Annotated in this window: 16 protein-coding genes; 11 read left to right on the forward strand and 5 right to left on the reverse strand. The window is 63.8% G+C overall.

Annotation, left to right across the window (positions count from 1 at the left end):
- Window positions 1–300: 300 nt before the first annotated feature.
- The 7 genes from gshA (at window position 301) to bfr (ending at window position 6,325) form a co-directional block, all read left to right on the forward strand.
- Window positions 301–1,596 (forward strand): glutamate--cysteine ligase, encoded by a 1,296-nt coding sequence (gene gshA, locus R2N03_RS15950; RefSeq protein ID WP_316658670.1) that lies wholly within the window; start codon window positions 301–303, stop codon window positions 1,594–1,596.
- Between the two features lie 30 nt (window positions 1,597–1,626).
- Window positions 1,627–2,604 carry a glutathione synthase gene (gshB, locus tag R2N03_RS15955; protein ID WP_316658671.1) on the forward strand — a complete coding sequence of 326 codons (978 nt, stop codon included), beginning with the start codon at window positions 1,627–1,629 and terminating at the stop codon, window positions 2,602–2,604.
- A 121-nt stretch (window positions 2,605–2,725) separates the two neighbouring features.
- Complete coding sequence (locus tag R2N03_RS15960) at window positions 2,726–3,181, forward strand: PTS sugar transporter subunit IIA (RefSeq protein ID WP_316658672.1); 456 nt, start codon at window positions 2,726–2,728, stop codon at window positions 3,179–3,181.
- On the forward strand, window positions 3,150–3,419 hold the full coding sequence (locus tag R2N03_RS15965; protein WP_316658673.1) for an HPr family phosphocarrier protein: 270 nt from the start codon (window positions 3,150–3,152) through the stop codon (window positions 3,417–3,419). Before R2N03_RS15960 ends, R2N03_RS15965 begins: the two co-directional genes overlap by 32 nt.
- Window positions 3,420–3,456: 37 nt before the next feature.
- A complete protein-coding gene (gene ptsP, locus R2N03_RS15970; protein ID WP_316658674.1) occupies window positions 3,457–5,208 on the forward strand; it encodes a phosphoenolpyruvate--protein phosphotransferase in 1,752 nt (583 codons plus the stop codon).
- 222 nt (window positions 5,209–5,430) lie between these two features.
- On the forward strand, window positions 5,431–5,706 hold the full coding sequence (locus R2N03_RS15975) for a (2Fe-2S)-binding protein (protein ID WP_316658676.1): 276 nt from the start codon (window positions 5,431–5,433) through the stop codon (window positions 5,704–5,706).
- A 139-nt stretch (window positions 5,707–5,845) separates the two neighbouring features.
- Window positions 5,846–6,325: a bacterioferritin gene (gene bfr, locus R2N03_RS15980; protein ID WP_316658677.1), complete on the forward strand. Its 480-nt coding sequence runs from the start codon at window positions 5,846–5,848 to the stop codon at window positions 6,323–6,325.
- A 65-nt stretch (window positions 6,326–6,390) separates the two neighbouring features.
- On the opposite strand, the gene R2N03_RS15985 is transcribed toward bfr, so the two are convergent.
- The 3 genes from R2N03_RS15985 to gpmA form a co-directional block, all read right to left on the reverse strand.
- Window positions 6,391–7,140 (reverse strand): HesA/MoeB/ThiF family protein, encoded by a 750-nt coding sequence (locus tag R2N03_RS15985; protein WP_316658678.1) that lies wholly within the window; start codon window positions 7,138–7,140, stop codon window positions 6,391–6,393.
- Window positions 7,141–7,211: 71 nt separating this feature from the next.
- Window positions 7,212–8,831 (reverse strand): S41 family peptidase, encoded by a 1,620-nt coding sequence (locus tag R2N03_RS15990; RefSeq protein WP_316658680.1) that lies wholly within the window; start codon window positions 8,829–8,831, stop codon window positions 7,212–7,214.
- A 118-nt stretch (window positions 8,832–8,949) separates the two neighbouring features.
- Complete coding sequence (gene gpmA, locus R2N03_RS15995; protein ID WP_316658681.1) at window positions 8,950–9,696, reverse strand: 2,3-diphosphoglycerate-dependent phosphoglycerate mutase; 747 nt, start codon at window positions 9,694–9,696, stop codon at window positions 8,950–8,952.
- A 164-nt stretch (window positions 9,697–9,860) separates the two neighbouring features.
- Between gpmA and R2N03_RS16000 the strand changes: the two genes are divergently transcribed.
- From R2N03_RS16000 to R2N03_RS16015, 4 genes are all read left to right on the forward strand, one after another.
- The gene (locus tag R2N03_RS16000) at window positions 9,861–10,283 is read left to right on the forward strand and encodes a rhodanese-like domain-containing protein (protein WP_316658683.1); all 423 of its coding nucleotides are present in this window, start codon (window positions 9,861–9,863) and stop codon (window positions 10,281–10,283) included.
- Window positions 10,284–10,301: 18 nt separating this feature from the next.
- Entirely contained in the window at window positions 10,302–10,559 is a 258-nt protein-coding gene (gene grxC / locus R2N03_RS16005) for a glutaredoxin 3 (RefSeq protein WP_316658684.1), read from the forward strand.
- A gap of 162 nt (window positions 10,560–10,721) precedes the next feature.
- Window positions 10,722–11,240, forward strand: a complete 519-nt coding sequence (secB, locus tag R2N03_RS16010; RefSeq protein WP_316658685.1) for a protein-export chaperone SecB — start codon at window positions 10,722–10,724, stop codon at window positions 11,238–11,240.
- Between the two features lie 84 nt (window positions 11,241–11,324).
- Complete coding sequence (locus R2N03_RS16015) at window positions 11,325–12,341, forward strand: NAD(P)H-dependent glycerol-3-phosphate dehydrogenase (protein ID WP_316658687.1); 1,017 nt, start codon at window positions 11,325–11,327, stop codon at window positions 12,339–12,341.
- A gap of 36 nt (window positions 12,342–12,377) precedes the next feature.
- Here the strand turns inward: R2N03_RS16015 and trmL are convergent, their stop codons facing one another.
- The gene (gene trmL, locus R2N03_RS16020; protein ID WP_316658688.1) at window positions 12,378–12,848 is read right to left on the reverse strand and encodes a tRNA (uridine(34)/cytosine(34)/5-carboxymethylaminomethyluridine(34)-2'-O)-methyltransferase TrmL; all 471 of its coding nucleotides are present in this window, start codon (window positions 12,846–12,848) and stop codon (window positions 12,378–12,380) included.
- A 108-nt stretch (window positions 12,849–12,956) separates the two neighbouring features.
- Window positions 12,957–13,679, reverse strand: a complete 723-nt coding sequence (locus R2N03_RS16025) for a phosphoribosyltransferase family protein (protein ID WP_316658690.1) — start codon at window positions 13,677–13,679, stop codon at window positions 12,957–12,959.
- Between the last annotated feature and the right edge of the window lie 56 nt (window positions 13,680–13,735).

Below are 13,735 nucleotides of genomic sequence, written 5' to 3' on the forward strand. Positions count from 1 at the left end.
AATTCCGATCTTAAAAACCTTCAATTGCCTGTCTTTATGCGGACGCTTACATTCCAGTCGTGGTTTCCTCCACCTGCAGAACGCTCCCCGTATCTGTCAGGCTATTCCCCAAGCGCGGCAGCCCCGCGCTTTTTTTTATCCGCAGTTTTTGTGCGAATCGGTGCATCGCCGCACACATCTCCTTCTCCGCCCTTGCGAAATCGGCCAGCGACCGCATATCGATAGCCCGCTGTCGTCTGCAAGCTATTGCCTGTTCCTCTACAATCGGACCGGGCGATAAATAACATCAATAGGAAGGGTATGGTTCCGCACTTGATCACCGCGCTGAACGGGCCGCTGCTGGAGCTCGAGCAGAAGATTCTTGACGCCACGCCCGCAATCGAACGGTGGTTCCGCCTCGAATGGCAGGAGCACACACCGCCGTTCTACTGTTCGGTGGACCTGCGCAACGCCGGTTTCAAGCTGGCGCCGGTCGACACGAATCTCTTCCCCGGGGGCTTCAACAATCTCGCCCCCGAGATGTTGCCGCTGGCCGTGCAGGCCGCAATGGCCGCCATCGAGAAGATCTGCCCGGACGCGAAGAATCTGCTGCTGATTCCCGAGCGCCACACGCGCAACATGTTCTATCTGCAGAACGTGGCGCGGCTGTCGCAGATCATGCGCCAGGCGGGTTTGAATGTGCGCCTCGGATCGCTTTCAGAGGACATCACGGAACCGACGCCAATTGACCTGCCTGACGGTCAGCGCTTGGTTGTCGAACCGATCAAGCGGATCGGGACCAAGGGCCGCCGGGTTGGCATGGACGACTTCGATCCGTGCTCGATCCTGTTGAACAACGATCTGTCGGCGGGTGTCCCCCCCATCCTCGAGAACATCCACGAGCAATACTTGCTGCCGCCGCTGCACGCCGGGTGGTCGCAGCGTCGCAAGACCAATCACTTCGCGGCATACGACGAAGTGGCCAAGAAGTTCGCCAAGCTGATCGACATTGATCCGTGGATGGTCAACCCGTACTTCACCAAGTGCAAGGGCCTGGATTTCCACGAGCGCACCGGCGAGGAAGAGCTCGCGCATGCAGTGGAGACCGTGCTCAAGAAGACCGCCAAGAAGTACAAGGAATATGGCGTGACCGAAACCCCGTACGTGGTCGTCAAGGCGGATGCCGGCACCTACGGCATGGGCGTGATGACGGTGCGCGATCCTTCCGAGGTCAAGGGCCTGAACCGGAAGGAGCGCAACAAGATGAGCGTGGTCAAGGAGGGGCTGGAGGTCTCCGAGGTGATCGTGCAGGAAGGTGTGCACACCTTCGAGAAGATCAACGAAGCCGTGGCCGAGCCGGTCGTCTACATGATCGATCGCTACGTGGTGGGCGGCTTCTACCGGGTTCACACCGGCCGCGGCATCGATGAAAATCTGAATGCGCCGGGCATGCATTTCGTGCCACTGCCGTTCGCGTCGAATTCGCTGCCGGACAGCCACGCCAAGCCGGGCGCCGGCGAGCCAAACCGTTTCTACATGTATGGCGTGGTGGCGCGCCTGGCCTTGCTGGCCGCGTCGCTCGAGCTCGAGAAGACCGACCCGAACCCGCTGATCTGATCGCCGTACCACGCTGCTGACGGAGCCGCCATGCGCATCCTGTTCATCGTCGATCCGCTGTCGACGTTCAAGATTTACAAGGATTCCACGTTTGCGATGATGCGCGAGGCGGCTGCGCGCGGCTACGCGATCTACACCTGCCTGCAATCGGAACTCGCCCTGGCGGGCAATGTGGTGGAAACCGTCGCCACGCCCATCGCGCTGACCGGCAATGAGGACGGGTACGACTGGTACCGAGCCGGCGATCCGCGCCTGCTGCCGCTCACGGGCTTCGACGCCGTGCTGATGCGCAAGGACCCGCCGTTCGACATGGAATATGTCACCAGCACGTGGCTGCTGGAGATCGCCGAGCGGCAGGGCGCGCGCATCTTCAACAAGCCCCAGGCGATTCGTGATCACTCCGAGAAGCTGGCCATCGCGCAATTTCGCGAGTTCACCGCGCCGACCATTGTGTCGCGTGATGCCCGTCGCCTGCGCGATTTCCACGCCGAGCAGGGCGACGTCATCTTCAAGCCGCTCGACGGCATGGGCGGCACGGGCATCTTCCGTGTAGGGCCGGATGGCCTGAACCTCGGCGCCGTGATCGAAACGCTGACCAACAACGGCGCGCGCACGATCATGGCTCAGCAGTACATTCCCGCCATTCGGGACGGCGACAAACGCATCCTCCTGATTGGCGGTTCCCCTGTCCCGCACGCTCTGGCCCGCGTGCCGATGGCCGGTGAGGTTCGCGGCAACCTGGCAGCGGGTGGCACCGGCCGCGCACAGCCGCTGTCGGAGCGTGATCAGGTGATTGCAAACGCACTCGCGCCGGTCCTGTGGCAGCGCGGCTTGCTGCTGGTCGGGCTGGACGTCATCGGCGACTACCTGACCGAAGTGAACGTCACCAGCCCGACCTGCTTCCAGGAAATCACGCAGCAGACCGGCTTCAATGTGGCGGGGATGTTCATCGATGCGCTGGAGCGCGCCGTCGGCAAGACGAGCGTGCTGGGGCGGAAGCCCGCCTAGCAGGAACGCGCAGCCCCCCCTCCTGCGGATGTCCTCCGCTCGGGGGAGTCTCGCCTTATCCGCGGCGTGTGGCGCAAACGGCCCTGATACAATCGGTTCTACACTGATTCGCTTTTCGATCATGGCAGGGATTCTGATCATCGCGCATGCGCCGCTGGCGAGCGCATTGCGCGATTGTGCTGCACACGTGTATTGCGGCCAGCCTGAACGGCTGGATGCGATCGACGTCCTGCCCGATGTTGACCCAGCTGCCGTGCTGGCCCAGGCGCGCGCCAAGCTCGCCGAGCTTGTCGAGGGCAACGGCGCGCTGGTGCTCACCGATATCTTCGGGGCGACGCCCGCAAACATCGCGTCGCGCCTGGCCGATCCCGGCCGTGTGCGCGTGCTGGCCGGCGTGAATCTGCCGATGCTGGTGCGTGCCATCTGCTACCGCACCGAAAAGCTGGACCAGCTTGCAGCCAAGGCGTTGGCCGGCGGCTCGCAGGGCGTACTGCAGGTCGGCTCGACAGCCGTTCAGAACCAGGTTGCCAACCATCCGGACAAATATGCTGCAGAGGGATATCACCATCATCAATAAGCTCGGCTTGCATGCCCGAGCCTCGGCCAAACTCACGCAGCTCGCCAGCAAGTTCGACAGCCACATCAAGATGTCGCGCAACGGCCGCCAGGTCGATGCCAAGAGCATCATGGGGGTGATGATGTTGGCCGCCGGCATCGGCTCAACCGTCACGCTGGAGATCGACGGCCCCGACGAGCAGGACGCCATGGATGGCCTGGTTGCCCTCATCAATGACCGCTTCGGTGAAGGCGAGTAACGCCTGAGCCCACCGCCGTTTTCAGCCAGCGCCTTTTATGCCCTTCACCCTGCACGGCATCCCGGTTTCACGTGGTATTGCCATCGGCCGCGCGCACATGCTGGCACGTGCGGCGCTGGACGTGTCGCACTACCTGGTCGACGAGGACAAGCTCGACGCCGAGGTCGAGCGCTTGCGCAAAGCCCGCGCTGCTGTGCGCGCCGAGCTGGCCGGGCTCAAGCGTGATCTGCCCGTCGACGCCCCGGAAGAGATGGGCGCTTTTCTCGACGTGCATGCGATGATTCTCGATGATCCGCTGCTGTCGCAGGTCCCCGAGACCCTCATCCGCCAGCGCCGCTACAACGCCGAGTGGGCGTTGACCACCCAGCTCGAGGAGTTGATCCGCCAGTTTGGTGAAATCGAGGATGAATACCTGCGCGAGCGCAAGGCGGATATCGAACAGGTTGTCGAACGCATCCTGAAGGTGCTGGCCGGTGCGCCGGCGTTGGCCCCTGCACCGGTGGCCGTCGGCTGCGACCCGGACGCCGGCATGATCGTCGTTGCGCATGACATTGCGCCCGCCGATATGCTGCAGTTCCGTGACCAGACCTTCGCCGGTTTTGTGACGGATCTGGGCGGACGCACGTCGCACACCGCCATCGTCGCGCGCAGTCTCGACATTCCAGCAGCGGTTGGCGTGCATAACGCGAGCACGTTGATCCGCCAGGACGACATCATCATCATCGATGGCGATAACGGTATCGTGATTGTCGATCCGAACGCCGCCATCCTCGAGGAATACCGCCATCGCCGCAGCGAAAGCGAGCTGCAGAAGAAGCGCCTCGAGCGCCTGCGCCACACGCCGACCGTCACCCTCGACGGCACGCAGATTGATCTGCTGGCCAATATCGAGATGCCCGAGGATGCGGCGGCTGCCGTGAAGGCTGGCGCAGTCGGCGTTGGCTTGTTCCGCTCGGAGTTTCTCTTCATGAACCGGCGCGGCGCGCTGCCGGATGAGGACGAGCAGTTCCGCGCGTACCGCACTGCGGTCGAATCGATGATGGGTCTGCCGGTCACCATCCGGACCATCGACATCGGCGCGGACAAGCCGCTCGATATCCGCGACGACGTGTTCGAAACCGCGCCGAACCCGGCGCTCGGGCTGCGCGCCATCCGCTGGTCGCTGTCGGAGCCGGCGATGTTCCTCACGCAATTGCGCGCGCTGCTGCGCGCCTCGGCCTTCGGGCCCGTGAAGATTCTCGTGCCGATGCTTGCGCACGCCCGCGAGATTGATCAGACGCTTGAGCTGCTCGCGCGCGCCAAGGCGTCGCTCGATGAAGACGGGCTGGCCTACGACCCAGGCATCAAGGTCGGCGCCATGATCGAAATTCCGGCCGCCGTGCTGATCCTGCCCGTATTTCTGCGCCGCATGGATTTCTTCTCCATCGGCACCAACGACCTGATCCAGTACACGCTCGCCATCGACCGCGCCGACAACGCGGTGGCGCATCTGTACGACCCGCTGCATCCGGCCGTGCTGCAGTTGATTGCACGCACCATTCGCGAAGGGCTCCAGGCTGGCAAGCCGGTGTCGGTATGCGGCGAAATGGCCGGTGATGCAACCATGACACGCCTGCTCATCGGCATGGGGCTGACCGAGTTTTCGATGCATCCGTCGCAACTGCTGCGGGTCAAGCAGGAGATTCTGCGGGCGGACCGCCCGCGGCTGATGCGAGAGGTCGATCGTCTGCTGCACGCTTGTGAACCGGCTGACATCCAGGACGCTCTCGGCGCGCTCGCCCGCGCGTAATCTGCGTACGCCTTGCACGCCGGCCGTTGCGTCGGCGCATCGCTAGGCTACCCCGCGCGGTCGACCTAAGTGATTGAAGTTGCACGTCTTTCTAGGGAAGGACGGCTCGTCGGCACCCGCATGCCCCTTCCCCCAATATGGTGTCGAACAAGAATTGTTCTCATTACCATTCTCTGTTATTCTGATCTGGCAGCGCGTTCTGAGCGTTGCTGGAGGAATGCCGTGTACGTGTGCATCTGCAATCAAGTGACCGACCGCGAAATCCATGGCGCCGCCCGCCTGGGTGTGTCCACGCTGGATGAGCTCGCCGAGACGCTGGGCGTCGGCACGTGCTGCGGGCAATGTCGGGACTGCGCCAGGCAGGTGCTCGCCGAGGCCGTGAGTTGCATCCCTGTCGACCACGTGTTGGGCCACGCCGGCACGCATGCCATAATCGAGCGTCGCGACGAGCCCGTTGCCAACGACCAAGCCGTCTCGGCCAGCGTCTTGGCTGCCTGACCCTTCCCGTCCCCCTTTCTTGATCGCCGCGATTTGCCGCCCGGACCTGCGGTCCTGATGGCAGAGGTCGCTCGGTCAGGTCCAGGGCTCGCCTTGAACGGACGCGTGCGTGCGTCCCTTACCAGCAGGAGCCCCGAGAATGAAAGGCGATAAGAAGGTCATCCAGTATCTGAACGCCCAGCTCAAAAACGAGCTGACCGCCATCAACCAGTATTTCCTCCACGCGCGCATGTATGGCCATTGGGGACTCAAGCGCATTGGGGACCACGAGTACAAGGAGTCCATCGGCGAGATGAAGCACGCCGACAGACTGATCGAGCGCATCCTGATGCTCGATGGCCTGCCCAACCTGCAAGACCTCGGTAAGCTCTTCATCGGCCAGGACACCAAGGAGATCATCGAATGCGATCTCAAGCTCGAGCGCGCTGCGCACGGTACGGTGGTTGAGGGCATCGCTTACTGTGAATCGGTCAAGGATTATGTCAGCCGCGAAATCCTCGTCGATATCCTGGACGACACCGAAGAGCATATCGACTGGCTGGAGACACAGCTGGAGCTGATCGACAAGGTCGGTATCCAGAACTATCTGCAATCGCAGATGGAGCCCGCGGGCGAGTGAGCCTGTCAGCCGGTAAAAAAGAAGGAGGCCTCGGCCTCCTTTTTTGTTGTGGTGGTTCGCCGTATTCAGTGGGCGTCGCCGCAAACCGGGCACGTTGCCTGACGCGCCACGCGCATCGTCGTCCATTCCATCGACAAACCGTCCAGCATCAGCAGGCGTCCGGTGAGCGAACGTCCGATACCGGCAATCAGTTTGAGCGCCTCCGCAGCCTGCACCGTGCCGACCATGCCGACGAGCGGTGAGAAGACGCCCATCGTCGCACACGCCACATCGGGCACGGCCTCATCCGGCGGAAACAGGCAGGCGTAGCACGGGCCGCCAGCCCTGGTGTCGAACACGCTGATCTGTCCGTCGAAGCGGATCGCCGCGCCCGATACCAGCGGCACGCCCGCGCGTACGCAGGCACGATTGGCAGCCTGGCGCGTCGGGAAGTTGTCCGAGCAATCCAGCACGACGCTGACATCCTGAAGCAGTGCGCCGAAGTCGTCGGCATTGAGCCGGTGCTGCAGGGCGTTGACGCGGACGTCTGGGTTCAGCCGCGCGATCGCCGCCTGCGCCGATTCGACCTTCGGGCGTCCAACCGACGCTGTCGTATGCAGGATCTGGCGCTGCAGGTTGGTAAGGTCCACCGTGTCGTCGTCGACGATGGTGAGCGTACCGACACCCGCCGCCGCCAGGTAGGGCAGGGCAGCTGCGCCCAGCCCCCCCGCGCCGATGACCAGCGCGTGCGCGTCCAGCAGGCGTGTCTGCCCCTCGATGCCGATTTCGTCGAGCAGGATATGGCGCGAATAGCGCAACAGTTGTTCGTCGTTCATGGGGGGGTGCAATGAAAAAGGCCGTGCAAAGCACGGCCTCGTAAGTTTGCCAGTCTTGGCCGATGTGTGGATCAGCGGGCGCCAGTCGGCTCAGGCACGGGCTGCACACCGCTGGCCGGGCCTGCCGGCGCCTTCGGTGTGGCCGGTTCGGAAGCCGGCGCGGCCTTGCCCTTGGGGAGCTTGGCGGGCGCGCTTGACGACTTGGCCGCCGACGACTTCACGGCTTTGTCAGGCACCGCCGCTGCCGCGGTCTCCAGCACCGATTTCGACCGCTTGACCGGCAGACCCTTCAGGTCGGCAATGGCCTGCTGCAGCATGAAGTCGTCGGTCGAGCCGAATTCGATGGGCTTCTTGTTGCGTTCCTTTTCCCGCTGTTCCGGCGTCTTCTTGGCGTTTTCTTCTTCCAGGCGGCGCAGTTCTTCGATGCGGCGCTTTTCGCGCTCGTTCATCTCTGCGACTTCCGATTCCTGCTTGTTATGCAGGTGGCGCTCGGTGTCGATTTCGCGAGTGATCAGCGCGTCATCCGGGTCACCGTCCGGATTTTGGTCAACCGGGATATCCGGCCGGATACCCTTGGCCTGGATCGACTTGCCCGACGGCGTGTAGTAGTAGGCGATCGTCAGCTTGATGCCGGTATCGTTGGACAGCGGCCGCACCGTCTGCACCGAGCCCTTGCCGAAGGTCGTCTTGCCCATCGTCTTGGCACGGTGATGGTCTTGCAGCGCGCCGGCCACGATTTCCGATGCGGACGCGGTATAGGCGTTGGTCAGCACGATGATCGGCACCGTCTTGAATTCCGGATCCAGGCCGACGAGCGGGTCGGAGTCGAAGTTGCTCAAGCGGTAGTTGGCGAACGTCGCCTTGTAGGTGCGCTTGGCGTCCGGCACCTGGCCGTTGGTCGAGACCACCGTGACGTCAGGCGGCAGGAAGGCGGCCGCCACGCCCACCGCAGCTTGCAGGACGCCGCCGCCGTTGTTGCGCAGATCGAGGATCAGCCCCTTCAGATGGCCGTCCTGATGCGCCAGGTCGTTCAGCTTCTTGGCCAGATCCGGAACGGTGCGTTCCTGGAAGCTGGTGATCCGAACCCAGGCGAGGTCGTCACCGAGCATCTTTGCCTTGACCGACTGCACCTGGATCTCGGCGCGCGTGATCGTCACGGGGAACGTACGCTCTTCCTTCTTGCGATAGATGGTGAGCGTGACCTTGGTTCCGGGCGCGCCGCGCATGCGCTTGACGGCTTGCTCCAGCGGCATGCCCCGCACGGGCTTGTCGTCGATGCGGGTGATCAGGTCGCCGGGCTGCACGCCGGCGCGGAAGGCTGGGGTGTCCTCAATCGGGTTGATGACCTTGACCAGGCCATCCTCCTGAGAAATCTCGATGCCCAGACCGGCGAAGCGGCCCTGGGTGCCTTCCTGCAGTTCCTGGAAGTCTTTCTTGTCGAGATACGCCGAGTGGGGATCAAGGCTGGCGACCATGCCCTTGATGGCTTCGGTGAGGAGCTTGTCGTCGTCCACCGGCTCGACGTATTCGCGCTTGATCTGACCAAAGATGTCGGCCATCAGGCGGAGCTTTTCCAGCGGTAGCGGCCCTACCGTCGCGTTCTGCGCGGTGGCGGAGAGCTGGAGCGTCGCCAGAACCCCGGTAACGAGGCCAATGGCGATCAAGCTGATGTTCTTGAGCGAAGTTCGCATGTGTCGAGGGCAGACGTGGAAACGGTAGATAAACTTGACCCGGGATAGCTCGCGCACATCCCGGGTAACAGGCTTCGACAGTATAAAGGTGTTGGAGTGCCCAGCGCCTCGTTACGGCTTATTTCGACTTGCCCTGGCTGGCCACTGCCGCAAGCGACGCGGCAATCGCATCCTGATCGCCCAGGTAGTAATGGCGGATCGGCTTGAGGTTGGCGTCCAGTTCATACACCAGCGGCGTGCCATTCGGAATGTTCAAGCCGACGATGTCAGCGTCCGAAATGCCGTCCAGGTACTTCACCAAGGCGCGGATGCTGTTGCCGTGCGCGGCAATTACAACACGCTTGCCGCTCCGGATGGCGGGGGCAATCGACTCGTCCCACAGCGGCAACACGCGCGCGACGGTGTCCTTGAGGCATTCGCTCAGAGGCACCTGTTCGCGCGTCAGGCCCGCGTAGCGCGGATTGCCGAAGACGTCGTTCGTGGCGCCGGGCTCGAGGGCGGGCGGCGGCGTATCGTAGCTGCGACGCCAGATCAGGACCTGCTCGTCGCCATATTGCGCGGCGGTTTCGGCCTTGTTCAGGCCCGACAGCGCGCCGTAGTGGCGCTCGTTCAGGCGCCATTCGTTGCGTGTCGGGATCCACATCAGATCCATTTCATCCTGCACGTGCCACAGCGTGCGGATCGCGCGCTTGAGCACCGAGGTGTAGGCCAGGTCGAACGTAAAGCCGGCCTCGCGCAGCAGGCGGCCGCCTTGCCGGGCCTGGGCGATGCCCGTGTCGGTCAGGTCGACGTCGACCCAGCCAGTAAAGCGGTTCTCCAGGTTCCACGTTGATTCGCCGTGGCGGATAAGGACGAGCTTATGCATGACTGCCATGATGAGAAGTGAGAAAAACTGCGTGCCGGGCCTGCGCCGATGTGTGGAGGCTTTATCGTGTGGCCGTCGAAACCGACTATTTTATAATGCCGCCGGCGCGAGGCGCCCGAACCGTTCGGATGACGCCAGCCCGACTCCTCCAGGAAACCGATACCGTGAAGTTCTTCGCCGATTACAACAACCTTGCACTGCTTGCCGTCGCTATCGTTTCGGGCGGGCTGCTGGTCTGGTCGTCCGTCCAGCGCCGCATTGCGGGCGGCGGTGGCGCCAAGCTGAGCGCCTCCGCGGCAACCCAGCTCATCAACCGCCGCAATGCCATCGTGGTGGACGTGCGTGAAAGCGGCGAATACGCCGCCGGTCATTTGCCGCAAGCCAAGCATGCACCGCTTGGTGAACTGGAAGGCAAGGCCGGCAGCCTTGCAAAGAATAAAGAGACCCCCATCATCCTCGTGTGCCAGACCGGCCAGCGTGCCGGGCGGGCTCAAGCGGTCCTGAAGCGGGCCGGTTACAGTGAGGTCTATTCGCTCGAAGGTGGATTGGCCGCCTGGCAGCAGGCCGGTCTTCCGGTCGTCAAATAAGACAGCGAGGATTGATGTATGGCGCACGTGGTCATGTACAGCACCACCGTCTGCCCTTATTGCGTGGCAGCGGAAAAACTCCTGAAGCAGCGCGGTGTCGAGCAGATTGAAAAGATCCTGATCGACCGCGAACCCGGCAAGCGCGAAGAGATGATGACGCGTACCAACCGCCGTACCGTGCCGCAAATCTATATCGACGATCGCCACATCGGCGGCTTCGACGATCTGTCGGCACTGGATCGTGAAGGTGGGCTGGTGCCCCTGCTCGCCGTCTGATTTCGCGGCAGGGCACTCCATGAAAACGCCCGGCTTCGACCGGGCGTTGGACTTTTGGGCCGACTCGCGTGGTGGGCCCGATTGCGTCATGTACCATACGCGTTTCGCGCGCCGGGCAGGTTCCGCAGCGCACCGATCACACCCCTATTTCCAAGGCGAGTCATGAGCGACCAGCAACAGCAGCAACCGGGCCAGGACGGCCAGCCATTCTTCAACATTCAGCGCGTCTACCTGAAGGATCTGTCGCTGGAGCAGCCGAACTCGCCGCACATCTTCCTCGAGCAAGAGCAGCCGACGGTGGAAGTGCAGGTGGACGTCTCCGCCTCGCAACTGGCCGAAGGCGTGTTTGAAGTGACCGTCATCGGCACGGTGACGACCAAGGTGCAAGAGAAGGTTGCGTTCCTGGTGGAAGCCAAGCAAGCGGGCATCTTCGATATCCGCAATGTGCCGGCCGAGCAGATGGACCCGCTGCTGGGCATCGCCTGCCCGACCATCGTGTACCCGTACCTGCGCTCGAACATTGCCGACACCATCGGTCGCGCCGGGTTCCAGCCGATCCACTTGGCCGAGATCAACTTCCAGGCACTGTACGAGCAGCGCCTGGCAGCCGCCATGGAGCAGGCACAGGCCGCAGGCGGTAGCGGTCTGGTGATGCCGGACGGCTCGAAGGCGACCCATTAAGCACGAGGCGCCCTGCGCCAGAAGCCCGCGCCGGCCACACGCTTGCGCGGGCATTTTTTCGTCTGATCGATAGTGAACAAGCGCATGCGAATTTCCGTTCTGGGCGCCGGCGCCTGGGGTACCGCCCTGGCCAGCCATGCCGCGCAATCGCACGATGTCGTGCTGTGGGGCCGCGACGACAGTCTCGTCGCGCAGATGGCCGCCACACATGTCAATGCGACGTATCTGCCCGGCATTGCGCTGCAGGCGCCGCTGCGGTTCGATGCCAACCTGCAATCAGCGCTCGACCATGCCGCAGGAGACGATGCGCTCGCCGTCATTGCTTCGCCTGTCGCCGGGCTCGCGGATCTGACGCGTGCGATTGCGGCGCACAGCGGTGTGCGCAACGTGATCTGGCTGTGCAAGGGTTTCGATCCCGAGACTGGTGCGCTCCCGCACGCCATCGTCGCCGAGGTGCTGGCGCAGACCGGTCGCACCGACCTGGCCGTGGGCGTGCTTTCGGGCCCGAGCTTTGCCAAGGAGGTGGCGCAGGGGCTGCCGTGCGCGATGACGGTCGCTTCCACCAGTGAGGCGCTGTGCAAGCTCACCCAGCGCGCCTTTCACCATCACGCGATGCGCGTCTATGGGAGCGACGACCTTGTCGGCGTGGAGGTCGGTGGCGCGGTCAAGAATGTGCTGGCCATCGCGACGGGTGCGGCCGATGGCCTGGGACTCGGCCTGAATGCGCGCGCTGCGCTCGTCACGCGCGGTCTGGCGGAGATGACGCGCCTGGGGCTGGCGCTCGGCGGCCGTCCGGAAACGTTCATGGGTCTGACGGGCATGGGCGACCTGCTCCTCACCGCCACCGGTGATCTCTCGCGCAATCGCGCCGTGGGTATGCAGCTCGCCCAGGGCCGGACGCTGGATGACATCCTGCGCAGCCTCGGCCACGTTGCCGAGGGCGTGCGCTGCGCTCGGGCTGTTGCTGCGTTGGCGCGCGCAAGGGGCGTCGACATGCCCATCACCTTTACGGTGTGCGAAGTCCTGTTCGAGGGCCTCGCGCCGGCGCGTGCGGTTGAGCGCCTGCTGCAGCGCGACGCCAAGTCGGAGTCGGCCCGCTAGGACAAGTGGTCCGGCTGGAGGCGGGCGGCATCCGGCTCAGGCGCCGCCTGCGAACCCGTGTTGCCGCCAGGCTTCAAAGACCACGACCGCCACGGTATTCGACAGATTCAGGCTGCGGTTGTTGGGCCGCATCGGCAGGCGGATGCGTTGCGACGGCGGAAAGGATTCGCGGCGCGCTTCCGAGAGGCCACGGGTTTCCGAGCCGAACACAAACCAGTCGCCCGGCTGGAACGCCAGGCTCGCGAACGGTGTCGAGCCACGCGTGGTCAGTGCGAACATGCGTGCCGCATCCGGTTGCGCGTCGCGCAGAAACGCCTCCCAGTCGGCGTGCACGCGCATCGTTGCGTACTCGTGATAGTCAAGACCGGCGCGTCGCATGCGGGCATCTTCGAGCGGAAAGCCCAGGGGTTCGATCAGGTGCAACTGTGCGCCGGTGTTTGCGCACAGGCGGATCACATTGCCGGTGTTCGGCGGGATTTCGGGCTCGACGAGGACGACGTTGAACATGATGGCGGCAAGAGAGCTTGGGCGGCGAGCTTATCCAGATTGCAAAGGGTTGTCATCCCGCCACAGCCTTCCGGCAAGCCTGCGACACAATGCCGCATAAGCATGCAGTCAGGGCGTACGCAAGGCGACCACATTGGTGACGCATGCCGCGCCCGCGCGCTTGAGTTGCGTGGCGATTTCACCGAGCGTGGATCCCGTGGTCATGACATCGTCGACGACCCCGATGTGCTGCCCCGCCACGCGTGCCGGGTCTGTTACTTCAAAGGCGCCGCGCAGATTGGCCAAGCGTTCCGCCCGGTCCAGCGTGACTTGCGCTGGATTGTCGCGTACCCGGCGTAGCCCGTCTGCATGTGCAGGAATGCCAAGCCGCTTGCTCAAGCGGCGGGTGATCTCCCACGCCTGGTTATAACCGCGCGAGCGCAGGCGGGCTGCCGAGAGCGGCACAGGCAGGAGCAGGTCCGGCATGCGGCCAGGCGCGGCGACGAGCACGTCGCTCAAGCGCGCTGCCAGCCAGCTCGCAAGCGGCAATTCGGCCCGAAACTTCAATCCCGTGATGAGATGGTCCAGAGGCCAGGTGTAGTCGGCGATGACGACCGTAGTGTCGTAATCTGGCGCGCCGGCCAGGCATGTCGGGCAATGCCGGGCGCGCAGACGCGCTTCGAGGGGGGTGGCGCACTGCACGCAGCGGCGCCGATGCAGCAGAGGGGCGAGGTCCTCCGTACAGCCTGCGCACACCAGCTCTTGTTGTACCGCGCCGCACAGCGCACAGGCACACGGGAGCAGATGCCGCAGACGGGCGTGAAGCCACGCATTCAACCGGGAGTGGGGCATGGAAAAAGCCACTATCCAAGCCGGTTTCCAGCACTGGCGCCATCAGACAACGCCCA

Source organism: Ralstonia condita (assembly GCF_958405655.1).
GTDB lineage: Bacteria > Pseudomonadota > Gammaproteobacteria > Burkholderiales > Burkholderiaceae > Ralstonia > Ralstonia condita.